The organism is Streptomyces sp. NPDC104202 (assembly GCF_055584185.1).
In genome coordinates, this window is sequence record NZ_JBVJMN010000011.1 from 120,243 (window position 1) to 141,240 (window position 20,998).

A 20,998-nucleotide genomic window follows, 5' to 3' on the forward strand; every position below is an offset into this window, starting at 1 on the left:
CCGGTCGCTTCACCCTCTTGTTCGCATCCAACCATGCCCGGTCGGACGCGCGCTCATTACCCATGGGTTACCCCGTGGGGACGGAGGTCACCCCAGTGGCTCCGCCCCGTGCGAGGACCCTGGCCAGGCATTCGACCACATCCGGGTGATAGTCGCGGGCGGTGCCCAGTCTCAGGCGTTCGAGAGCGGCGAGGGCGGCGCCCGCCCCGTCGCCGGCGAGGTCGTCGTAGGCGTTGACGGCGCGGACGATCCGGGCGGGCACCGGCTGCTCGCGGTAGGGGTCGGCCTGGCGCTCGACGATCACCGCGACGGAGACGGGGACGCCGGTCCTGCGGACGACCTCGCCGCCCAGGAGGGCGATCCTGCGCTGCTCCTCGGCGGGCAGCAGGGCGGTGGCGCCGCCGGTGACGGGGTCGACGAGGGAGAGCTGTCCGATGTCGTGCATGAGCGCCGCGTGTTCGAGGACGGTCAGCTCGGGCCCGGAAAGACCCAGCTCGCGGCCGACGGCGGTGCTGAGGGCGGCGACCCGGTGGGCGTGGCCGGGCGGGGTGCAGCCGGCGATCTCGGTGGCCCGGGCGAGGGACGCGATGGTCTGCCGGTTGACGGTCCGCACCGATTCGTAGCGCCGGAAGGAGACCTGCGTGAGCAGCAGCGGCACGGCGAGGACGGGCAGGGCCCACAGTCCGGCGGCGGCGACGCCGAGCGCCATGACGGCGCCGGTGGCGCAGACCGCGGAGCCGATGCCGAGGAGGGCGCGCAGTTCGTCGCGGAGGAGGGGGCCGTACGGGAAGCCGCTGCGGGCGCGGAGCAGCAGGGCGGCGAGGACGGCGTCGCACAGGGCGGTGAGGGCGATGAGCAGGAGGAGGAAGAGGGCGTACCCGGGGCCGTGGCCGAGGTGCCCGACGACGGCCCCCGTGTTGTAGAGGGGCTGGAAGCAGAGCGCGGCGAAGCCGACGGTGAGGACGCGGCGGGCGAGGTGGTCGAGGCCGGCGCCGTGGCCGCGGGCGAGGTGGGGGACGAGCCCGGCGAGGCCGGCGGCGACGACGACGGCGGTGATCTGGAGGACGCCGTGGGTGGTGGCGGTGCCGGCGCTCTGGCCGAGGAGGGCGTACGCGAGGGCTCCGGCGGCGGCGAGCGGCGCGGGCTCCCGGGCCGGGGGGCCGTCGGCGGCCGTCGCGGTGCGGGGTCCGGCGCGCCAGCGGGCGAGCTCGCCGAGGAGGACGAGGACGCCGAAGGCGAGGGCGTTGCCGGGTTCGTCGACGCCGTTCCAGAGGGTGGAGCCGAGGCCGGCGAGGCCCAGCAGCAGCGCGGCCCCGTGGACGGCCCGGACGGTGACGGTGCCGGGCCTCACGCGCGCTCCCTCGACCGGCGCCGCGCGGTGCTGGCCTCGCGGGGCGTGGGCACCCGGTCGGACGATTCGGTCTCGTCGGCGGTGACGGCGGGCCGCCAGCCGTGCCGGTCCAGGGCGCGGACGAGGGCGGCGACCATCCGGGGGTCGAAGTGGGTGCCGGCGCACCGCTCCAGTTCGGCGACGGCGGTCGGCACCGGGCGGGCCCGGCTGTACGAGCGGGTGGAGGTCATGGCGTCGAAGGCGTCCGCGACGGCGACCACCCGGGCGCATTCGGGAATCTGCTCGCCGTGGAGGCCGTACGGGTAGCCGCTGCCGTCCATGCGTTCGTGGTGGTGGAGGATCGCGGCGCGCGCCTCGCCGAGGAAGCCGATGCCGCGGACCATCTCGTGGCCGTACTCGGGGTGGAGCTCGATGATCCGGCGTTCCTCGGGGGTGAGGGGGCCGTCCTTGCGGAGCACCCGGGTGGGGACGCCGAGCTTCCCCACGTCGTGCAGGATGCCGGCGAAGCGGACGACGTCGAGCCGGTCGTCGGCGAGGCCGAGCTCACGGGCGATCAGGACGGAGGCGTGGCCGACCCGTTCGCTGTGGCCGCGGGTGTAGCGGTCCTTGATGTCGACGGCCTGGACGAGGGCGCGGATGGTGGCCTGGTGGGCGGCGCGTTCGCGGTGGTACTGGGCGAAGACCCAGCAGGAGATGTACATCGGGAGCAGCACGAACAGCGCCGCGAGCGGTCCGTAGGTGCTGCGCCAGAGCACGGCCATCATCAGGCCGGCCAGGCCGTGCACGGCGTGCGGGGCGAGCGCCCGCCCGAGCAGGCCGCGCCAGGCGGTCCGCGGGGACAGTCCGTCGGCGGTGGCCCGGATGCCGCCGTCGAGGGCGGTGAGGACCAGGCAGAAGGCGAGCGCGGCGGCGCCCGCGGGCAGCAGGGCGTACGGCAGGTCGGGGGCGTCGGGCCCGCGGCCGAGGGCGGCGGGTCCGCCGAGGAGGCCTGCGGTGGCCGCGGCGGCCCCGACGGCGAGTCCCGTCGCGGCGGCCCGCCAGAGGCGGCGCGGTCCGGCCGGCGGCTCCTCGACGCGGGCGAGGAGGCTGCCGGGGAGCGCGGTGAGCACGGCGGCGGAGGGCGGCAGGAGGAGGGCGGCGGTCAGCAGGACGGGGAAGAAGGAGCCGGCGCCGAGGGGGACGGAGCCGCCGAACGCGCGGCCGAGGAGCGGGCAGCGGGCGGGCAGTTCGCAGAGCGCGCAGAGGGTGGCGAGGAGGGCGACGGTGGCCCAGGGGGTGGAGGCGTCCGGTCGCAGCGCGGGCAGGGCGCAGGCCCCGGCGCCTGCCAGGGCGCAGCCGATGTACACGCGGGCCGCTCGCGGAATGACCTTCACGCCCATCACGGCTGTCACGCTAGCGAGTCGGGAGGCGCGGGACGGCCGGCTCCGAGTGATTCGCACCATCGGGTGATACAAGCTGATATATGCGGAGAGCCGCCGCGATCCCGTCGCGGCGGCTCTCGACTCCTCGGCGGGAGTGCTACTCCTGGGGGGCCGGCGTCGCCGGGGCGCTCGCCGTGATCTCCTGCTCGGGCACCGTGTGCCCGGCGCGGATCAGGTCGATCCGGCCCATCACCTTGGCCCTGAGGTCGGTGGGCACGTCGTCACTGCCGCAGCAGCGCTTGACGAGCTTCTTCACCGCCTGCTCCAGGCCGTACTTCTCCAGGCACGGGGAGCACTCCTCGAAGTGCACCTCGAACTTGGTGCAGTCGCTGTCGGGCATCTCGTTGTCGAGGAACTCGTAGAGATGATCCAGGACCTCTGAGCAATCCGTCTCGTGCGGCTCTCCGCAGCTCATGAGCCCGAGCCTTTCAGATCGTTCGACGACTCTCCGGCGCCCGCGGGTACCAGCCCGCGGTCGCGGGCGTAGTCCTCGAGCATGCCGCGCAGCTGGCGGCGTCCCCGGTGCAGTCGGGACATCACCGTACCGATGGGTGTCCCCATGATGTCCGCGATCTCCTTGTACGCAAAGCCCTCGACATCGGCGAGATAGACGGCGATGCGGAACTCCTCGGGAATCGCCTGCAGCGCTTCCTTCACGTCGGAGTCGGGCAGGTGGTCGAGGGCCTGCGACTCGGCGGAGCGCAGACCGGTCGACATGTGCGACTCGGCGCGGGCGAGCTGCCAGTCCTCGATCTCCTCGGCGGCGCTGCGCTGGGGCTCGCGCTGCTTCTTGCGGTACGAGTTGATGAAGGTGTTCGTGAGGATGCGGTACAGCCACGCCTTGAGGTTGGTGCCCTCGCGGAACTGGTGGAAGGAGCCGTACGCCTTGGCGTAGGTCTCCTGCACCAGGTCCTCCGCGTCCGCGGGGTTGCGCGTCATGCGCAGCGCGGCGGAGTACATCTGGTCGAGGTAGCCGAGGGCGTCCCGCTCGAAGCGCGCGTTGCGCTCCGCGGTCGTCTCCTCGGGGCCGTCGTCGGTCCCTGTGTCGGTCCCAGTGACCGGACCCACCTCCTCCAGCGCGGCGGCGAGCCCGGGGGCGGACCCGCTCGTTTCGGAGGATAGACGAGGAAGCACTCCGCCCGCCGCCCGAATCGGGGCGGCCTTGGGCGCGGGCAGCACTGTCCAGTCGAGGTCAGCGGCCTGCGCGCGCTCCGGGCAGATGGTCGAACCCATGCGACGGACTCCCTCTTCCTTGCTCTCAACCGACGCACCGAACAACCACGGCCCCCCGCTCGGCATTCCCGCCCGGCGGGGGCGGGTCAGCGGAGTTCCTCGGTCCACCCGGCGACCGCGTCCACGAGGAGGGCCAGCGCCTCCTCCTGGCCGAGGGGCGCCCGCTTCGGCAGCGCGAAGCCGTGGTCCCCGTACGGGATCTCGACCATCGCGTACGGGCCCTCCGGGTACTCGTCGGGCCGCCCGAAGGGGTCGTTGCCGCCTTGGACGACGAGGGTGGGCAGGCCGGTGCCGAGCAGTTCAGCGGCGCGGGAGCGCTCCGGCCTGCCCGGCGGGTGCAGCGGGAAGCTCAGCGCGAGGACGGCGTGCGCGCCCAGGTCGAGGCCGGTCCGGCAGGCGACCCGGGCGCCGGCGCTGCGGCCGCCCGCGATCACGGGGAGGCCGGGGGCGGCGAGGACGGGCCACACTCCGCGCCAGCCGATGTCGAGCGTCTTCGGCGCGGGCGCCACCTTCTTCCCGGCCACCCGCCACGGCTGCTCGACGAGGGCCACGGTCACCCCGCGCGCGGGGAGGGCGTCGGCGAGCGCCCGGAGGTCGCGGGCCTCGACGCCGCCGCCGGCGCCGTGGCCGAGGGCGAGCACGGCCCACGGCCGCTTCCCCCGGTGCCAGGCGACACGGGCCTCGCCCGCGTCGGTGGCGACGGTCTCGTACTGTGTCACGTCCTTGGTCACGCCCCCATCCTGCCGCCCCGTCCCGCCGGGGCCGCGGATCCCGGGCGGGACGGGGCGGTCGGCGGGGCGGTCGGCGGGGAACGGCCGCTACGGGGCGGTCAGAAGAGGGTGGCGACCTCGGGGCCGTCCAGCTCCGTCAGCAGCTCGGGGCCGTTGTTGCGGACGTTGCTGACGGCGGTGGCCACCGGATAGGCCCGCATCAGCCCCTCCGGCGGCGGGGCGAGCAGCCCGTGCAGCTCCTCCGGGTCGGTGCGCGCCGGGTCGAGCCAGGCGTCCCAGCGCTCCGGGGTCAGCATCAGCGGCATCCGGGGGTGGATGTCGCCGAGCGAGCGCGGGCCCTCGGCGGGGGCCACGCCCAGCGGTCCGGTCTCGGCCTCGGTGGTGATCACCGAGCAGGTCACCCACCAGGCCGACGGATGCCCGGGGGGCAGGGTCGCGTCCCTCCAGAACTCGTAGAGCCCGGCCATCGCGAGGACGGCGCCGTCCGCCGGGGTCACGAAGTAGGGCTGCTTGCGCGACCGCTTCCGCTTCCCCTCGACCTCCAGGTCCCGCTCGTCGGCTCCGGTCACCCATTCGTAGTAGCCGTCGGCGGGCAGGATGCACCGGCGGGAGGCGAACGCCTGCTTGAAGGAGGGCTTCTCGTGCACGGTCTCCGCGCGCGCGTTGATCATCCGGGCGGCGCCCTCCGGCGACTTCGCCCAGGACGGCACGAGCCCCCACCTCAGGGCACGGAGCTGGCGAACCGGCCGCGGCGATCCGGCGTCTTTCACAGGACGTTCCAGCACGGCCCAGACCTCTTTGGTGGGCGCCACGTTCCAGTCCGGGGCGAGCGCCTCGGTCGGTTCCCACTTCTCGATCCCGAAGAGGCCGACCAGGTCCTCGGGCCGCCGACTCGCTGCAAACCGTCCGCACATACGTGCCACACTGCCACGGTCCCGCCCACCACCGAGGAGCCGTCCGAGAAATGACCGAGATCCTCGGCACCCAGCCCGCTCCCGACCTGTGGCTGGTCTGCGCCACCGCCGCCTGCGCCCTCGCCCTCGTCCTCTTCCGCGGCCTGTGGCTGCCGGCGCGCAACGCGATCACCATCGCCCACGAGGGCGGCCACGGCCTCGTGGCCGTCGCCACCGGGCGCCGTCTCCAGGCGATCAGACTGCACTCGGACACCAGCGGCCTGACCGTGACCCGGGGCAGGCCGACCGGCCTCGGCGTGGTCCTCACCCTGGCCGCCGGGTACCCCGCGGCCCCGCTGCTCGGCCTCGGCGGCGCCGCCCTGCTGGGCACCGGCCGCACCACCCTGCTGCTCTGGGTCGCGACGGCCCTGCTGCTGGCGATGCTGGTCATGGTCCGCAACGCGTACGGCGTCCTCACCGTCGTCCTGACCGGCGCCGCCTTCCTCCTCGTCGCCTGGCTGACCGGCCCCGACGTCCAGTCGGCCTTCGCCTACGCCGTGGTGTGGTTCCTTCTGCTCGGCGGCGTCCGCCCGGCCTTCGAGCTCCAGGCGAAGCGCCGTCACGGCGGGGCCCCCGACTCGGACGCCGACCAGCTCGCGCGCCTCACGCACGTGCCCGCCGGGGTGTGGCTCCTCTTCTTCCACACGGTCGCGATCTGCTCCCTGATCGGCGGCTGCCGCTGGCTCGTGCGCTTCTGACACCCCCGTACAGTGAGTCCATGACCGCAGCAGCCTCCGCGCACACCGACCCGTCCACCGACCTCTGGCCCGCCCCGTACGCCCGCGGCGCCGTCGACGCGACCGTCACCGTGCCCGGATCGAAGTCGGTCACCAACCGGGCCCTGGTGCTCGCCGCGCTCGCCTCCGAGCCCGGCTGGCTGCGCCGCCCGCTCCGCTCCCGCGACACCCTGCTGATGGCCGAGGCGCTCCGCACGCTCGGCGTCCGCATCGAGGAGGGCGTCGGCCCCGACGGCACCGGCGAGGCCTGGCGGATCATCCCCGCCCCGCTGCGCGGCCCCGCGGCCGTCGACGTCGGCAACGCGGGCACGGTCATGCGCTTCCTGCCGCCCCTCGCGGCCCTCGCCGACGGCCCGGTCCGCTTCGACGGGGACCCCCGCTCCCACGAGCGGCCGCTGCACGGCGTGATCGACGCGCTCCGCGCGCTCGGCGCCCGCGTCGACGACGACGGCCGCGGCGCGCTCCCGATGACCGTGCACGGCGCCGGCGGCCTGGACGGCGGCACCGTCGAGATCGACGCCTCCTCGTCCTCCCAGTTCGTCAGCGCCCTGCTGCTGTCCGCGCCCCGCTTCAACCAGGGCGTCGAGGTGCGGCACGTCGGCACCCGGCTCCCCTCGATGCCCCACATCCGGATGACCGTCGACATGCTCCGCGCCGTGGGCGCCCGGGTCGACGAGCCCGAGCACGGCGGCACCCCGGACGTGTGGCGGGTGGCGCCCTCCGCGCTGCGCGGGCGGGACCTGGTCGTCGAGCCCGACCTGTCCAACGCGCAGCCGTTCCTGGCCGCCGCGCTGGTGACCGGCGGCCGGGTGACCGTCCCCGACTGGCCCGAGCGGACCACCCAGCCCGGTGACGCGCTGCGGGAGATCTTCACCGAGATGGGTGGCTCCTGCGAGCTGACCGACGCCGGTCTGACCTTCACCGGCACGGGCCGGATCCACGGCATCGACGTCGACCTGGGCGAGGTCGGCGAGCTGACCCCCGGCATCGCGGCGCTCGCGGCGCTCGCCGACTCCCCCTCCACCCTGCGTGGCGTGGCCCACCTGCGGCTCCACGAGACGGACCGGCTGGCGGCGCTCACCAAGGAGATCAACGAGCTGGGCGGCGACGTCACCGAGACCGAGGACGGTCTCCACATCCGCCCGCGCCCGCTGCACGGCGGCGTCTTCCACACGTACCACGACCACCGCATGGCGACGGCGGGCGCGCTGATCGGCCTCGCGGTCGAGGGCGTGGAGATCGAGGACGTGGCGACGACGGCGAAGACCTTGCCCGACTTCCCGGGGATGTGGACCGAAATGCTCGGGGCCTGAACCATGCGGCGTTACGGCAAGCACACCGACGAGGACGACATCCGCCAGCGGCCCAACCGCAAGGGCACCCGTCCCCGGACGACCCTCCGCCCCAAGCACGAGGACGCCGTCGAGGGCATGGTCCTCACCGTCGACCGGGGCCGGCTGACCTGCCTGGTCGACGACCGGGTCATCACCGCGATGAAGGCCCGCGAGCTGGGCCGCAAGGCCGCCGTCGTCGGGGACCGGGTCTCCCTCGTGGGCGACCTCTCCGGCGAGAAGGACACCCTGGCCCGGATCGTGCGGATCGGCGAGCGCAGCTCGGTCCTGCGGCGGACCGCCGACGACGACGACCCGTTCGAGCGGGTGGTCGTGGCCAACGCCGACCAGCTGGCGATCGTCACCGCGCTCGCCGACCCCGAGCCGCGCCCCCGGCTGATCGACCGCTGTCTGGTCGCCGCCTACGACGGCGGGCTCTCCCCGCTGCTCGTGCTCACCAAGTCGGACCTGGCCCCGCCGGACGCGCTGCTGGAGATGTACGGCGCGCTCGGCGTGCCGCACGTGGTCACCACTCGCGACGAGTTCGTCGACGGGGTGGCCGCCGAGCGCGTCCGCGAGCACCTCAAGGGCCGCACCACCGCCTTCGTGGGCCATTCCGGCGTCGGCAAGACGACGCTGGTGAACGCGCTGGTCCCGGCGGACCGGCGGCGGACCACCGGTGTCGTCAACGCGGTGACCGGCCGCGGCCGGCACACCACCACGTCGGCGCTGGCGCTGCCGCTCGACGACAAGGAGGGCGGCTGGGTCATCGACACCCCGGGCGTGCGCTCCTTCGGTCTGCACCACGTGGACCCGTCGCGGGTGATCCTCGCCTTCCCCGACCTCGTCCCGGGCACGGAGAACTGCCCGCGCGCGTGCAGCCACGACGAGCCGGACTGCGCGCTCGACGCGTTCGTGGCGGAGGGGCACGCCGATCCGGCGCGGCTGTACTCGCTGCGCCGTCTGCTGGCGACCAGGGAGCGACGCGAGGGCGACTGAGCCGCCGCGGGTTTACGGGCGTCCGCCGCAGGTAAGGGCATAATCGCACCAAGTGCGACGAAGCAGTCACCGACGGCGTGGGAGGCACTGACGATGGCGTGGCTGCTGGTGGTGGTCGCCGGACTCCTGGAGACGGGGTTCGCGGTCTGCCTCAAGCTCTCGCACGGCTTCACCCGGCTGTGGCCGACGATCGCCTTCGCGGCCTTCGCCCTCGGCAGCTTCGGTCTCCTCACCCTCGCGCTGCGCAAGCTCGACGTGGGTCCCGCGTACGCGGTGTGGACGGGGATCGGCGCGGCCGGGACGGCGATCTACGGCATGGTCTTCCTCGGCGACGTGGTCTCCACGCTCAAGATCGTCTCGATCAGCCTGGTGATCGCGGGGGTCATCGGGCTCCAGCTCTCCGGCTCGGCGCACTGACCGGAGACCGGCGGGGCCGGGGCGACGACGTGGCTGAGGGCGAGCCGGACCGCGAGTTCGCAGACCGGCGCCCATCGCTCCCCCGCACAGGCCGCGGTCTGCGCGACGAGTTCGCCGGGCGCGGGCGGACCGGCGTCGGCGCGCCGCTGGGCGGGGACCGGGGCGGGGCGGGCACCGGGGCGGGCGGGCCGGGGCTCGGGCAGCCGGTCGCTCCAGGCGCCGGTGAGCAGGGCGCGCAGTATCGGCCGGGTGGCGGCGCGGGCGACGATCCATTCGGCGACGGCGACGACGTTGCGTCCGGGCGGGGCCGGGGCGGCGAGCAGCCGCCGGACGTCCTGGAGGTAGGCGTCGGCCTCGCGGCGCACCAGGGCGCGGGCGAGCCCCTCCTTGCTGCCGAACTCGTTGTAGAGGGTCTGGCGGGAGACGCGGGCGGCGCCGGCCAGGTCGGCCATGCGGATCGCGGACCAGGGCCGGTGCGTGAGCGCGGCGAGCGCGGCGTCGAGGAGGGCGTCGCGGGCGTTCGCCATCGCCACCTCCGGGAGGGAACGGTCGTCCGCCCAGGTTCGGCAGCAGCCACCACCGTGTCAAGGGCTCTCGCGGCGGGTCGCGGGGACGCCCGCGGACGGCCCCCGTGGACGGTTCTCCGCGTGTTCACACGGCGGGGATAGAGTGCCGACCATGGCCGATTACCACGATGATCTGCGTCTTGCCCACGTCCTCGCGGATGCCGCCGACGCGGCCACCATGGACCGTTTCCAGGCGCTGGACCTGCAGGTCGAGACCAAGCCGGACATGACCCCGGTGAGCGAGGCCGACAAGGCCGCCGAGGAGCTGATCCGCGGTCAGCTCCAGCGGGCCAGGCCCCGGGACGCGATCCTCGGCGAGGAGTACGGCGTGGAGGGCTCGGGCCCGCGCCGGTGGGTGATCGACCCGATCGACGGCACCAAGAACTACGTGCGCGGGGTGCCCGTCTGGGCGACCCTGATCGCGCTGATGGAGGCCGGGGAGACCGGCTTCCAGCCGGTGGTGGGCGTGGTCTCGGCCCCGGCGCTCGGCCGGCGCTGGTGGGCGGCGAAGGGCAGCGGGGCGTACACGGGCCGCAGCCTGGCCTCGGCGACCCGGCTCGGGGTGTCGAAGGTGGCGTCCCTGGCGGACGCGTCCTTCGCCTACTCCTCGATCAGCGGCTGGGAGGAGCGGGGCCGGCTGGACGGCTTCCTGGACCTCACGCGCGCGTGCTGGCGGACTCGCGCGTACGGCGACTTCTGGCCGTACATGATGGTCGCCGAGGGGTCGGTGGACCTCTGCGCGGAGCCGGAGCTGTCGCTCTGGGACATGGCCGCGGTCGCGATCGTGGTCCAGGAGGCCGGCGGGACGTACACGGGCCTGGACGGCCGGCACGGTCCGCACAGCGGGAACGCGGCCGCCTCCAACGGCCTGCTCCACGGCGAGCTGCTGAGCTATCTCAACCAGGAGAGCCCGCGCGACTGAGTCCGCGACCGCGTTCCCGGGGCGTCCGGCGCGGGGCGGGTACGCCCGCCGCACCCCCCGGGAGCGCCTCGCGCGCCCCCTTGTCGGCCCTGTCCCCCGGTGCCACTCTGAGAGTCCCCCCACTTGTGAACTTGTGAATTCCTTCTTCTTGAAGGTTCACCAAGGAGGTGGCTCCGTCCATGCTCGTCCGTGACGCCATGAGCACCGTGGTCCTCACCATCGGCCCCGCCCACACCCTCCGTCAGGCGGCCCGCCTGATGTCGGCGCGCCACGTCGGCGCGGCCGTCGTCCTCGACACCGACGCCGGCGGGCTCGGGATCCTCACCGAGCGCGACGTCCTCAACTCCCTCGCCCGCGACCAGGACCCCGACCTGGAGACCGCCGGCTCCCACACCACCCGTGACGTCGTCTTCGCCGCGCCGTCCTGGACGCTGGCGGAGGCGGCCGAGGCCATGACCCGCGGCGGCTTCCGCCACCTGGTGGTCCTCGACGACGTGGGGCCGGTCGGCATGGTCTCCGTCCGGGACATCATCCGCTGCTGGATCCCGGTGCACAGCGTCGCCGGCTGACGCGAGGGCGGGCCGGACTCCCGCACGGAAGTCCGGCCCGCCCTCTCTTCACGACAAGCGGTGTCAGCCGCGCAGGGCCTGGACCGCGGCCTCCAGCCGCTTGCCGAAGTCACCGTCCGCCTGGCGGAAGTTGCCGATCGCCCGCTCGGCGATGTCGTCGCGCGAGACCTTGGCGATGAAGCCGGCCAGGTTCGCGACGAGGCGGCCCTTCTCGTCCTCGGACATCAGGCGGTAGAGGGTGCCCGCCTGCACGAAGTCGTCGTCCTCGGAGTGGACCGGGGCCGCATGGTCGCCGGTGACACCGGAGACGGGGACGGGCTGCCACAGCGGACGGTCCGTCTGGAACGGGCCGCCGAAGCTGTTCGGCTCGTAGTTCTTCGCGCCCTTGTGGCGGCCGTCGTAGAGGTGGCCGTCGCGGGAGTGGGTGCGCGCCTCGGTGGCGTGCGGGCGGTTCACCGGCAGGTGGTCGGCGTTGATGCCGACGCGGTAGCGGTGGGCGTCGCCGTAGGCGAAGAGGCGGCCCTGGAGCATCTTGTCCGGGGAGGGGCCGATGCCGGGCACGAAGTGCGCCGGGGAGAAGATCGACTGCTCGACCTCGGCGAAGACGTTCTCCGGGTTGCGGTTGAGCTCCAGCTTGCCGATCTCGACCGGCGGGTAGTCCTCGTGCGGCCACACCTTGGTGAGGTCGAACGGGTTGAAGCGGTACGTCGCCGCGTCGGCCGCGGGCATGATCTGGACCTGCACGGTCCAGGTCGGGAAGTCGCCGCGCTCGATGGCCTCGCGCAGGTCGCGCTGGTGCGAGTCCGGGTCCTCGCCGGCGAGGCGGTTGGCCTCGTCCTGGGTGAGGTTCTTGATGCCCTGGTCGGTCTTGAAGTGGTACTTGACCCAGAAGACCTCGCCGGCCTCGTTGTTCCACTGGAACGTGTGCGAGCCGTAGCCGTTCATGTGGCGGTACGAGGCGGGGATGCCGCGGTCGCCGAAGAGCCAGGTGACCTGGTGGGTCGACTCCGGGGAGAGGCCCCAGAAGTCCCAGACGTTGTCCGGCTCCTGCGAGCCCGAGTACGGGTCGCGCTTCTGGGTGTGGATGAAGTCGGGGAACTTGATGGCGTCCTTGATGAAGAACACCGGGGTGTTGTTGCCGACGAGGTCGTAGTTGCCCTCCTCGGTGTAGAACTTCAGCGCCCAGCCGCGCGGGTCGCGCACCGCGTCGGCCGCGCCGAGGTTGCCGGCGACGGTGGAGAAGCGGAGGAAGGTCTCGGTCTCCTTGCCGACCTCGGAGAGGAACGCGGCGCGCGTCCACTGCGAGACGTCACGGGTGAGCGTGAAGGTGCCGTAGGCGCCCGCACCGCGCGCGTGGACCACGCGCTCCGGAATGCGCTCGCGGTTGAAGTGGGCGAGCTTCTCCAGGAGGAGCTGGTCCTGGACGAGGACCGGACCGCCGACGCCCGCCGTCTCGCTGTTCTGGTTGTCGGCGACCGGCGCGCCGGCCTCCGTGGTGAGCGGTCCCTGCGTCACGTGCGCCTCCTGCGTCATTACTGCGAGTCCTGTCCGTCGGCCCCGGATCCCCGGCCGGAAACCCTTGGCCGATGCCGGTTTCGATCCTACAATGGACAATGTCTAAGTCAAGTGAACTTCCAAAGTCACACCGGTTCGGAGCTCCGGCCCCACGACTGTTAGGCTGACCCCCATGAGTGACCTGTTGGAACGACTCCGCGGACGCGGCTGGCGGATGACCGCGCAGCGGCGCGTCGTGGCCGAGGTCCTCGACGGGGACCACGTACACCTGACCGCCGACGAGGTGCATGCCCGCGCGGTGTCGCGGCTGCCCGAGATCTCGCGCGCGACCGTCTACAACACGCTGGGCGAGATGGTCACCCTCGGTGAGGTCATCGAGGTCGCGACCGACGGCCGCGCCAAGCGGTACGACCCCAACGCCCACCGGCCGCACCAGCACCTGGTCTGCGGCCGCTGCGGCGCCATCCGCGACGTCCACCCGGCCGGCGACCCGCTGGCGGACCTCCCGGACACCGAGCGCTTCGGCTTCACCATCTCGAACGTCGAGGTCACCTACCGGGGCATCTGCCCGAGCTGCGCCACGACCGCCTGAGACGGATACGAAGAGGCCCCCGCCGCCGGCGGGGGCCTCTTCGTATCCATGGGGACGACGACGAAGGCCCGGATCCGAGGGAATCGGATCCGGGCCTTCGTGCTACTGAGTAGCGGGGACAGGATTTGAACCTGCGACCTCTGGGTTATGAGCCCAGCGAGCTACCGAGCTGCTCCACCCCGCGTCGGTGAACACAACCTTACGGCCCACCCGTCACCGACGCAAATCCGTTGACGCGGCCCCGCTACGCGGTGAGCTCCTGGTGGAGCGCCTCGCTCAGGCGGGCCGCCCGCTCGGCGACCTCGGCGGGGCCCAGTTCCACCGCCCGCGCGCACCAGTGACGGCCCTCGGTGAGCTCGCCCCGGCGCGCCGCGAGCAGCGCCAGCCGGAGCGCGGCGCGGCCGTGGCCGGCGCGGGCGGCCCGGGTCCACCAGAGGGCGGCCTCGCGCTCGCTGCCCTCGCGGGCGAGGAGCAGGCCGAGGTTGAAGGCGCCGTTGCGGCTGCCCGCCTCGGCCGCCTCGCGGTACCAGCGGTCCGCCTCGGCGAGGTCGCCGCGCCCGGCGGCGAGCATCCCGACCCGCACCTGGGCGCGCCGGTGCCCCTGCTGGGCGGCCCGCTCGTACCACTCCTCGCACTCGCTCTTCTCCTCGCGGGACGCGCCGAGGACGGCCGGGCCGGGCTCGGGGCGGCGCGCGTCGAGGACCGAGGCGAGCCGGAAGGCCGCCTCGGCGCTACCGCCGCCGGCCGCGCACCGCAGATGGCGCTCGGCGGTCAGCTCGTCGCCGTCCCTGAGGGCGGCGATGCCGACCTGGAGCGCCGCCTCGGTGTGCCCGGCGGCCGCGGCCCGCTCGTACCAGACCAGGGCCGTACGGTCGTCGTCGCGGCCCGCGTGGAGGATGCCCAGGTTGAAGGCGGCGTCCACGCTGCCGGCCTCGGCGGCCTTGGAGAACCAGGGCTCGGCGCCGTTGGCGTCGCCGGCCTGGAGCAGCAGGACGGCGAGCGCGTTGGCGGCCTCGCGGTGGCCCGCGTAGGCGGCGCGGCGGTACCACTGCTCGGCCTGCGGGATGCGGTCCTGGGCGGCGCAGAGCAGCCCGAGGTTGTAGGCGCCGTTGACGTCGCCGGCGTCCATGGCGGCCCGGTACCAGCGCTCGGCGGTCTGCTGCTCGCCGCGGGCCGCGTGCAGGGCTCCCAGCGCGTTGGCGGCGTTGCCGTCGCCGTCCTGGGCGGCGCGCAGCCACCACACGGCGGCGCTCTCCTCGTCGCCGGCGTCGCGGAGCAGGAAGCCGAGGGCGCAGGCGGCCTTGGCCTCGCCCTCCTTGGCGGAGCTGAGGTACCAGCGGCCGGCCTCCTTGAGCTCGCCGCGGTGCTCCAGGATGGCGCCGAGGTGCAGCGCGGCCCGCCGGTGTCCGCGCGCGGCGGCCTGGCGGAACCACTGCTCGGCCTCGGTCGGCTCTCCCCCGGGATCGCCGGTGGTCAGGCCGGGCGCGGGCACCGGCGGGCCGCCGGCGGCCACGGCGGCGGGCACCCGGAGCCGGGTGCCGGTCTCGTGGGGGCCGCGGACGGTCTCGGTGGCGCGTCGCTCCAGGGCGAGGGCGAGGCGGTAGGCGGCCTCGCGGTGGCCCTGCTCGGCGGCGGCGCGCAGCCAGCGCTCGGCGCCGACGTCGCTGCGGTGCTCCAGGAGGTCGGCGAGGGCGTACGCGCCGAGGGCGTGGCCCTGCTCGGCGGCCTGGCGCAGCCAGTACTCGGCGGCCGGCTCGTCGCCGCGCTCGCGGTGGTGGCGGCCGAGCGCGTGGGCCGCGGGCGCGGAGCCGGCGACGGCGGCGACCCGCCACCAGCCGGCGGCCTCCTCGGCGTATCCCCGCTGGTGCAGCAGGACGCCCAGGTTGTTGGCGGCGGCGCGGTCCCCCTCGGCCGTGGCGCCGCGCAGGTAGGGCTCGGCGCCGTCGAGGTCGCCGCGGCGCAGCAGGAGGGCGCCGAGGGCGCTCATCGAGGCGACGTCGCCGCACTCGGCGGCGCGTCGGTGCCGGGCCTCGGTCTCGGTCTCGTTCTCGGTGTCGGCGTCGCCGGTGGCGCGCGTGGCGGTGGTGTCGACGACGGCATCGACGGCCGCCGCGGCCTCGATGATCTCGTCTGCGGCAATCCTGGCGTGCCGCTGCACAAACCGCCCTGTCTCCAACAGAGTTGCCCTGTCCCCCATAAATACCATCGTCGCACCACCCGCAACCCGAGCACACCTGGTATAGCCCAGCCAGTGAGGTCACTCAGCGTTTTGTCGACATGCCCACAGAGAGACAAGTCAAACACGCCTCACGCCAACTCGCCCCTTCCGTACCGTTCTTCGCCGCCCCCGCGCAACGCCGACACACGACGAGGGCCCGGATCCTTATGGATCCGGGCCCTCGTGCTCTGAGTAGCGGGGACAGGATTTGAACCTGCGACCTCTGGGTTATGAGCCCAGCGAGCTACCGAGCTGCTCCACCCCGCGTCGGTGAACCAACAGTATCACGACGCGGGAGGGAAACCCTCAGGTCAGCCGCCCGACGGGGTCGGCTTCAGCTTCGCCCCGGCCTCGGCGGCCCGCTGCAGGGCCGCCTGCAGGTCCTCCTGGGCCTTGCCGTACGCGGTCCAGTCACCCTTCTGGAGGGCGGCCTCGCCGGCGTCGTAGGCCTTCTGGGCGTCCGAGATGGCCTGCTGGAGCGCGGCGTCCCCGGTCGCCGGCGGCTGGGTCGTGCCGGGCGGCTGGGTGGTGCCCGGCGGGGTCGTCGGCGTGGTGGGCGCCTCCACCCCGAAGACCGCGTTGAGCGCCTTGGTGAGGTTGTCCTCGAACACGGTGGTGTCCTTGGTCGTGTCACCGTCCGGCTGGTCCGCGTCCACGTACGACACCGCGACCTTCTTCAGGAGCGGGTAGAGCGCGTTGCGGCCCTGGGCGTAGACCGGCTCGACGTACAGGAACCCGCCGTCGAGCGGCACGGTCAGCAGGTTGCCGTACTGGATGTCGGAGTCGGCGCCCTTCATGTCCCGGACGAAGGTGGCCACGGAGGGCAGACCGTTGAGCTTGCTCTGCACCTGGGCCGGGCCCGGCACGTCCTCGGTGACCCGCAGCAGTCTCAGCCGGCCGTACTCCTTGCTGGTGGCGTCGGCGTCGACCGCCATGAAGCCGCCCAGGTTGGGCCGCCCGTTCGGCGTGAACGTCGTCGTCAGCGAGAAGCGCTGGGAGGTGTCCCCCGGCATCTTCATGCTCAGGTAGTACGGCGGGACCGCGTTGCCGTCCTTGTTGGTCGGGTCGTCCGGCACCTGCCAGGCGTCCGAGCCGCTGTAGAACTGCGCGGGGTCGGTGACGTGGTAGCGGGTCAGCAGCTCGCGCTGGACCTTGAACATGTCCTGCGGGTAGCGCAGGTGCGCCATCAGGTCGGCCTTGATCGCGGACTTCGGCTGCACCGTGTCGGGGAAGGCCTTCATCCAGGTCTTGAGGACCGGGTCCTGCGTGTCCCACTCGTAGAGGGTCACCGTGCCGTCGTAGGCGTCGACGGTGGCCTTCACGGAGTTGCGGATGTAATTGACCTGGTTCTGCTGGGCGACGACGGCGCGCTGCTGGTTGCCGACGGTCAGCGAGTCGGCCGTGGTGTCGCCGAGCGTGGTGCGCGAGGCGTACGGGTAGCCGTTGGTCGTCGTGTAGGCGTCGATGATCCACTGGATCCGGCCGTCGACGACCGCCGGGTAGGCGTCGCCGTCGATGGTCAGCCACGGCGCGACGGCCTCGACGCGCTCCTTGGGCGTGCGGTTGTAGAGGATCCGGGAACCCTCGCCGATGGCGCCCGAGTAGAGGATCTGCGGCTCGCTGAAGGCCACCGCGTACGCGGCGCGGTTGAAGGTGCTGGAGAGGCTGACGCCGCTCTTCTCCTTGTAGCTGGTGGTCTTCTCGCCGTTCTCCTCGTAGTCCAGCTCCTTCTGCGGGCCGCCCACGATCGAGTACTGGTCGGTCTTCTCGCCGTAGTAGATCCGCTGCTGGTACGTGCCGAGCGAGCCCGTCGTCGGCAGTCCGGACTCGGTGAAGATCGGGGAGCCGTTGGCGTCGGTCTGCGTGCCCGAGGCCAGGATCGCGCCGTAGCCGTGGGTGTACGTGAAGTGGTCGTTGATCCAGTTCCGCTTCGGGATGCCCTTGATGTTGAGCTCGCGGAGACCGACGACGGTGTCCTTGCCCTGGTAGCGGTCCACGTCCAGGGTGGTCGGGAACTGGTAGTACTTCCGCTTCTGCTCCAGCTGCTGGAACGTCGGCGACACGATGTTCGGGTCGAGGAGGCGGTAGCTGGCCGCCGTGTCGGCGTCCTTGCGGAGCTGGTCCTTGGCCTTGACCGTCGACTTGCCCGAGTAGTTCTCGGGCTTGGTCGCGTCGATCGCGTACGCCTTGCGGGTCGCGTCGATGTTCTTCTGGATGTACTCGGCTTCCTTGGCCTGCTCGTTCGGCTGGACCTGGAACTTCTGCACGATGGCCGGGTACAGGCCGCCGATCAGGATCGCGGAGAGGACCATCAGGCCGAAGCCGATCATCGGCAGCTGCCAGGTGCGGCGCCAGAGCGTCGCGAAGAAGAGCACGGCGCAGATCGCGGCGATGCAGAACAGGATCGTCTTCGCCGGCAGGTACGCGTTGGCGTCGACGTACCGCAGACCCGTCCAGTTGCCGGTCGCCTTGAAGTCACTGGACTTCACGGCCAGGCCGTACCGGTCCAGCCAGTACGCCACGGCCTTGAGGGCGACGAAGAGGCCGAGGAGCACCGAGAGGTGGCCGGTGGCCGCGCCGGTGGCACGCGCGCCCGGGCTGGTGATCCGCAGCCCGCCGTACAGGTAGTGGGTGAGCGCGGCGGCGATCAGCGACAGCACCGCGGCGGCGAAGCCGAAGGCCAGGAGGAAGCGGTACCAGGGCAGGTCGAACGCGTAGAACGACACGTCGAGCCCGAACTGCGGGTCCTTCTGGCCGAACTTCACCCCGTTGATCCACATCAGCCAGGTGCGCCACTGGCCGGAGGCGGAGGCGCCGGCGATCAGGGCCACCAGGGCCGTGACCGCGAGCAGCACCCACTTCTTGAACGGGGCCAGGCCCATCCGGTACCGGTCGAGGCTCTGCTGCTCAAGCGACATCGCGCTGAGCGGCGGCCGCAGCCGGTACGCCAGCCAGATGTTCAGGCCGACGGCGAGCCCCATCAGGAGACCGAAGACGGCGAAGAGGCCGATCTTGGTCCACAGCGTGGTCGTGAACACGGACGAGTAGTTGACCGAGCGGTACCAGAGCCAGTCCGTCCAGAACCCGGCGAACATCACGAACGCCATGGCCAGGACGGCCAGCACGCCGAGCGTCATGAGCAGGGTACGGGCCCGCCGGGACGGCCGGCCGACTCTCATCCTTGGCCCGGACGGGCTCCCGCCGCGGTCCGGCATCTGGAAAGCCAACGTGCGCCCCTCGATGTTGATGCGTCTGAAAGCAGGCCCCGCGATCGTAGAGCCCACTGATGCAACTTACTGAGGCTTTACCTAGTTCCCGTCTTCCGGGGAAGACGAGGCAGGATATCGGTCATGTCCAATGTTTCCCCCTCAGGCCCGGCGATGGCCGCGAGCCCCCTCACCCGCGCGGTGCTCGAGATCGACGACTACGCGTCGGGGCTCGGCTGGGACCAGCCGGCCCGTCTCTTCGCCCTCGTCGACACCGCGCGCCTGCGCGCCCAGGAGCCCCGGCTCGCCTCCCAGCTCGGCCTGGGCGACGACGCCACCGCCTACACCCCCATCGAACAGGACAAGCTGCCGCGCGGGAAGCCGCTCGACGACTTCCTCGGCACGATCGCCTGGCCCGACGCCGTCGTCGGCTGCGCCCTCACGGTGGAGCGGCTCATGCTGCCCCCGTCGGCCGAGGCCCAGGTGCCGCAGGGCCTGAGCGAGAAGCAGCTCGCCAAGTGGGTGGCCGGCCACCCCGACCGCCAGGAGGTCCGGATGACCGTGGCGGTGCTGCGCGCCGGCGGCCGCGAGGCGGCGATCCGGCTGCGCGAGAAGGACAGCCCGACCGAGGTCCTCACCGGCCCCGACCTGGTGCCCGGCCTCGCCGAGGCACTGGCGGCGACCTTCGAGTCCTGACCCGCTCCCCCACGCCGAAGGGGCGCCCGTCCCAGTGGACCGGGCGCCCCTTCGGCGTGTGCGCGCCCCTATCCCGCGGAGCAGCGCGGAAGGGTCTTCGTGTCGCCCGCGCGGAGCTTCTCCAGCGACTTCGTGGCGTCCTGGATGGTGTCGACCTTGACCAGGGTGAGGCCGTCGGGGGTGTCCGACGCCGCGGCCTCGCAGTTGTCGGCGGGGGTGAGGAAGTACCGGGCACCGGCGTCCCGCGCGCCGACCAGCTTCATCTCGATGCCGCCGATCGGGCCGACCTTGCCGTCGTCGTCGATCGTGCCGGTGCCCGCGATGAACCGGCCGCCGGTGAGGCTCTCCGGGGTCAGCTTGTCGACGATGCCGAGGGCGAACATCAGACCGGCGCTCGGGCCGCCGACGTCGGCCAGGTTGATGTCGATCGTGAACGGGAAGACGTGGTCGGTGCCGGCCTGGATGCCGACGACGGCCCGGTCCCCCTCCTCCGAGGTGGTGGTCGTGATGACGACCTTCCGGGTGACGGTGGGTTCCCGGCGCGCCTTCTCGGCGGCCGCGGCCTCCTTGGCGGGGACGATCGTGAACGTGACGTCCTGGCCCGGCTTGCGCTTCGTCACCTGCCGGGCGACGTCGGCCTGCTCCTTGATCGCCACCCCGTCGACGGCCTTGATCACGTCACCGGCGTGCAGCTTGCCCTCGGACGGCGAGCCCTTGACCACGCTGCCGACGACGACCCGGGAGACGACCGGGATGCCCAGCTCCCCGAGGGCCGCGACCTTGGCGCTCTCCTGGGACTGGCTGAACTCCTCGGCGTTCTCCTGGCTCGACTGCTCCTCCGTCTTCCCGTCCGGGTAGAGGGTGTCGTGCGGCACCACCACGTTGTCGTGGGCGAGCCAGCCGTAGACCGCCTCGACGGCGTTCATCTTGTAGTCCGCGCTGGTGACGCGGACCGTCGTCATGTTGAGGTGGCCGTCCGTCGGATAGGTCTTCCGCCCCGAGATGTGCAGGACGGGCTCTCCCCTGGCCTCGCCGAGGGTGTTGACCGTGGGACCCGGGCTCATCTCCGCGTACGGCACCGGGATCAGGACGCCCGCGATGAGCAGGCAGATCAGGACCAGGGTGGAGGCGAGCATCGTCGCGGTGCGGCGTGGCATGGAACGACAGTACGGGACTCGCCTGTGGGTGCACCCCTGGGGCGGGTCCGTACGAGGCGCCGGGGGTCAGCTCGTGGGCGAGGTGGTGACACCGCCGGTCGCGGTGGCGTGCTCCCGCTCGACGGGGGCGGGATCGGGGGTCGTGGGGTGGACGCGTTCCATCGCGTCCCGGAACCGTGCGTAACCGGCGAGTTCGGCCACGTCACCTATCGTCTTGTTCCTCGAAGCCCAGCTTCCCCATATCGCCGCGCCGACGACTGCGAAAAGCGGAATCAGCAACCAGGCCAGCGCTGCCATCCCGACCTCCCATCCCCAGTGAGTTGATCAGCAGACTGTGTCATCTGTGAGACCAACGCTCGCGCCTGGGGGGCGGTTACGCAAATC

At 72.8% G+C, this 20,998-nt stretch carries 20 protein-coding genes and 2 tRNA genes; 8 read left to right on the forward strand and 14 right to left on the reverse strand.

Annotation, left to right across the window (positions count from 1 at the left end):
- Positions 1 to 67: 67 nt before the first annotated feature.
- From ACZ60W_RS10805 to ACZ60W_RS10830, 6 genes are all read right to left on the reverse strand, one after another.
- On the reverse strand, positions 68 to 1,351 hold the full coding sequence (locus ACZ60W_RS10805; protein ID WP_469755004.1) for an HD-GYP domain-containing protein: 1,284 nt from the start codon (positions 1,349 to 1,351) through the stop codon (positions 68 to 70).
- The gene (locus ACZ60W_RS10810; RefSeq protein ID WP_469755030.1) at positions 1,348 to 2,724 is read right to left on the reverse strand and encodes an HD-GYP domain-containing protein; all 1,377 of its coding nucleotides are present in this window, start codon (positions 2,722 to 2,724) and stop codon (positions 1,348 to 1,350) included. The genes ACZ60W_RS10805 and ACZ60W_RS10810 overlap by 4 nt, the downstream gene beginning before the upstream one ends.
- 145 nt (positions 2,725 to 2,869) lie before the next feature.
- Positions 2,870 to 3,187, reverse strand: a complete 318-nt coding sequence (gene rsrA, locus ACZ60W_RS10815; protein ID WP_366307408.1) for a mycothiol system anti-sigma-R factor — start codon at positions 3,185 to 3,187, stop codon at positions 2,870 to 2,872.
- On the reverse strand, positions 3,184 to 3,840 hold the full coding sequence (locus tag ACZ60W_RS10820) for a sigma-70 family RNA polymerase sigma factor (protein ID WP_352186978.1): 657 nt from the start codon (positions 3,838 to 3,840) through the stop codon (positions 3,184 to 3,186). Before ACZ60W_RS10820 ends, rsrA begins: the two co-directional genes overlap by 4 nt.
- A 251-nt stretch (positions 3,841 to 4,091) precedes the next feature.
- Positions 4,092 to 4,736, reverse strand: a complete 645-nt coding sequence (locus ACZ60W_RS10825) for an alpha/beta hydrolase family protein (RefSeq protein ID WP_469755005.1) — start codon at positions 4,734 to 4,736, stop codon at positions 4,092 to 4,094.
- A gap of 98 nt (positions 4,737 to 4,834) precedes the next feature.
- Positions 4,835 to 5,650, reverse strand: coding sequence for an SOS response-associated peptidase (locus ACZ60W_RS10830; protein WP_469755031.1), 816 nt, complete (start codon positions 5,648 to 5,650; stop codon positions 4,835 to 4,837).
- Positions 5,651 to 5,700: 50 nt separating this feature from the next.
- Here ACZ60W_RS10830 and ACZ60W_RS10835 point away from each other — a divergent pair, with 50 nt between their 5' ends.
- From ACZ60W_RS10835 to ACZ60W_RS10850, 4 genes are all read left to right on the forward strand, one after another.
- The gene (locus ACZ60W_RS10835) at positions 5,701 to 6,387 is read left to right on the forward strand and encodes a M50 family metallopeptidase (protein WP_469755006.1); all 687 of its coding nucleotides are present in this window, start codon (positions 5,701 to 5,703) and stop codon (positions 6,385 to 6,387) included.
- A gap of 20 nt (positions 6,388 to 6,407) precedes the next feature.
- On the forward strand, positions 6,408 to 7,739 hold the full coding sequence (gene aroA, locus ACZ60W_RS10840) for a 3-phosphoshikimate 1-carboxyvinyltransferase (protein WP_469755007.1): 1,332 nt from the start codon (positions 6,408 to 6,410) through the stop codon (positions 7,737 to 7,739).
- A 3-nt stretch (positions 7,740 to 7,742) separates the two neighbouring features.
- Entirely contained in the window at positions 7,743 to 8,756 is a 1,014-nt protein-coding gene (rsgA, locus tag ACZ60W_RS10845) for a ribosome small subunit-dependent GTPase A (RefSeq protein WP_469755008.1), read from the forward strand.
- Positions 8,757 to 8,849: 93 nt separating this feature from the next.
- Positions 8,850 to 9,173 (forward strand): DMT family transporter, encoded by a 324-nt coding sequence (locus tag ACZ60W_RS10850; RefSeq protein ID WP_366307398.1) that lies wholly within the window; start codon positions 8,850 to 8,852, stop codon positions 9,171 to 9,173.
- Here ACZ60W_RS10850 and ACZ60W_RS10855 read toward each other — a convergent pair.
- Positions 9,065 to 9,700, reverse strand: coding sequence for a TetR/AcrR family transcriptional regulator (locus ACZ60W_RS10855; protein ID WP_469755032.1), 636 nt, complete (start codon positions 9,698 to 9,700; stop codon positions 9,065 to 9,067). The genes ACZ60W_RS10850 and ACZ60W_RS10855 overlap by 109 nt on opposite strands.
- Positions 9,701 to 9,851: 151 nt before the next feature.
- On the opposite strand from ACZ60W_RS10855, the gene hisN reads away from it, so the two are divergent.
- A complete protein-coding gene (gene hisN / locus ACZ60W_RS10860; RefSeq protein ID WP_469755009.1) occupies positions 9,852 to 10,661 on the forward strand; it encodes a histidinol-phosphatase in 810 nt (269 codons plus the stop codon).
- A gap of 179 nt (positions 10,662 to 10,840) precedes the next feature.
- Positions 10,841 to 11,230, forward strand: coding sequence for a CBS domain-containing protein (locus ACZ60W_RS10865; RefSeq protein ID WP_469755010.1), 390 nt, complete (start codon positions 10,841 to 10,843; stop codon positions 11,228 to 11,230).
- Between the two features lie 63 nt (positions 11,231 to 11,293).
- Here ACZ60W_RS10865 and ACZ60W_RS10870 read toward each other — a convergent pair whose 3' ends face one another.
- A complete protein-coding gene (locus ACZ60W_RS10870; protein WP_469755011.1) occupies positions 11,294 to 12,763 on the reverse strand; it encodes a catalase in 1,470 nt (489 codons plus the stop codon).
- Positions 12,764 to 12,917: 154 nt separating this feature from the next.
- On the opposite strand from ACZ60W_RS10870, the gene ACZ60W_RS10875 reads away from it, so the two are divergent.
- On the forward strand, positions 12,918 to 13,337 hold the full coding sequence (locus ACZ60W_RS10875; protein ID WP_469755012.1) for a Fur family transcriptional regulator: 420 nt from the start codon (positions 12,918 to 12,920) through the stop codon (positions 13,335 to 13,337).
- A 110-nt stretch (positions 13,338 to 13,447) separates the two neighbouring features.
- Here ACZ60W_RS10875 and ACZ60W_RS10880 read toward each other — a convergent pair.
- The 4 genes from ACZ60W_RS10880 to ACZ60W_RS10895 form a co-directional block, all read right to left on the reverse strand.
- Positions 13,448 to 13,521: transfer RNA gene (locus ACZ60W_RS10880), tRNA-Met, on the reverse strand.
- A gap of 60 nt (positions 13,522 to 13,581) precedes the next feature.
- Positions 13,582 to 15,543, reverse strand: a complete 1,962-nt coding sequence (locus ACZ60W_RS10885) for a tetratricopeptide repeat protein (protein ID WP_469755013.1) — start codon at positions 15,541 to 15,543, stop codon at positions 13,582 to 13,584.
- Between the two features lie 205 nt (positions 15,544 to 15,748).
- Positions 15,749 to 15,822, reverse strand: a tRNA-Met gene (locus tag ACZ60W_RS10890).
- A gap of 44 nt (positions 15,823 to 15,866) precedes the next feature.
- A complete protein-coding gene (locus ACZ60W_RS10895) occupies positions 15,867 to 18,770 on the reverse strand; it encodes a UPF0182 family membrane protein (protein ID WP_469755033.1) in 2,904 nt (967 codons plus the stop codon).
- Between the two features lie 135 nt (positions 18,771 to 18,905).
- On the opposite strand from ACZ60W_RS10895, the gene ACZ60W_RS10900 reads away from it, so the two are divergent.
- Positions 18,906 to 19,457 carry a PPA1309 family protein gene (locus ACZ60W_RS10900; RefSeq protein ID WP_469755014.1) on the forward strand — a complete coding sequence of 184 codons (552 nt, stop codon included), beginning with the start codon at positions 18,906 to 18,908 and terminating at the stop codon, positions 19,455 to 19,457.
- A gap of 68 nt (positions 19,458 to 19,525) precedes the next feature.
- Here ACZ60W_RS10900 and ACZ60W_RS10905 read toward each other — a convergent pair whose 3' ends face one another.
- Entirely contained in the window at positions 19,526 to 20,614 is a 1,089-nt protein-coding gene (locus ACZ60W_RS10905; RefSeq protein WP_469755015.1) for a YlbL family protein, read from the reverse strand.
- Positions 20,615 to 20,680: 66 nt separating this feature from the next.
- Positions 20,681 to 20,815: a hypothetical protein gene (locus tag ACZ60W_RS10910; protein ID WP_469755034.1), complete on the reverse strand. Its 135-nt coding sequence runs from the start codon at positions 20,813 to 20,815 to the stop codon at positions 20,681 to 20,683.
- Positions 20,816 to 20,998: the final 183 nt, after the last annotated feature.

Excerpts from the sequence above, each read along its gene's own strand:
- ACZ60W_RS10875 (WP_469755012.1), top strand. The coding sequence starts at position 12,918 with ATGAGTGACCTGTTGGAACGACTCCGCGGACGCGGCTGGCGGATGACC.
- ACZ60W_RS10830 (WP_469755031.1), bottom strand. The coding sequence starts at position 5,650 with ATGTGCGGACGGTTTGCAGCGAGTCGGCGGCCCGAGGACCTGGTCGGC.
- ACZ60W_RS10900 (WP_469755014.1), top strand. The coding sequence starts at position 18,906 with ATGTCCAATGTTTCCCCCTCAGGCCCGGCGATGGCCGCGAGCCCCCTC.
- hisN (WP_469755009.1), top strand. The coding sequence starts at position 9,852 with ATGGCCGATTACCACGATGATCTGCGTCTTGCCCACGTCCTCGCGGAT.
- ACZ60W_RS10870 (WP_469755011.1), bottom strand. The coding sequence starts at position 12,763 with ATGACGCAGGAGGCGCACGTGACGCAGGGACCGCTCACCACGGAGGCC.
- rsgA (WP_469755008.1), top strand. The coding sequence starts at position 7,743 with ATGCGGCGTTACGGCAAGCACACCGACGAGGACGACATCCGCCAGCGG.
- rsrA (WP_366307408.1), bottom strand. The coding sequence starts at position 3,187 with ATGAGCTGCGGAGAGCCGCACGAGACGGATTGCTCAGAGGTCCTGGAT.
- aroA (WP_469755007.1), top strand. The coding sequence starts at position 6,408 with ATGACCGCAGCAGCCTCCGCGCACACCGACCCGTCCACCGACCTCTGG.
- ACZ60W_RS10895 (WP_469755033.1), bottom strand. The coding sequence starts at position 18,770 with ATGCCGGACCGCGGCGGGAGCCCGTCCGGGCCAAGGATGAGAGTCGGC.
- ACZ60W_RS10835 (WP_469755006.1), top strand. The coding sequence starts at position 5,701 with ATGACCGAGATCCTCGGCACCCAGCCCGCTCCCGACCTGTGGCTGGTC.
- ACZ60W_RS10850 (WP_366307398.1), top strand. The coding sequence starts at position 8,850 with ATGGCGTGGCTGCTGGTGGTGGTCGCCGGACTCCTGGAGACGGGGTTC.
- ACZ60W_RS10865 (WP_469755010.1), top strand. The coding sequence starts at position 10,841 with ATGCTCGTCCGTGACGCCATGAGCACCGTGGTCCTCACCATCGGCCCC.
- ACZ60W_RS10855 (WP_469755032.1), bottom strand. The coding sequence starts at position 9,700 with ATGGCGAACGCCCGCGACGCCCTCCTCGACGCCGCGCTCGCCGCGCTC.
- ACZ60W_RS10885 (WP_469755013.1), bottom strand. The coding sequence starts at position 15,543 with ATGGTATTTATGGGGGACAGGGCAACTCTGTTGGAGACAGGGCGGTTT.
- ACZ60W_RS10905 (WP_469755015.1), bottom strand. The coding sequence starts at position 20,614 with ATGCCACGCCGCACCGCGACGATGCTCGCCTCCACCCTGGTCCTGATC.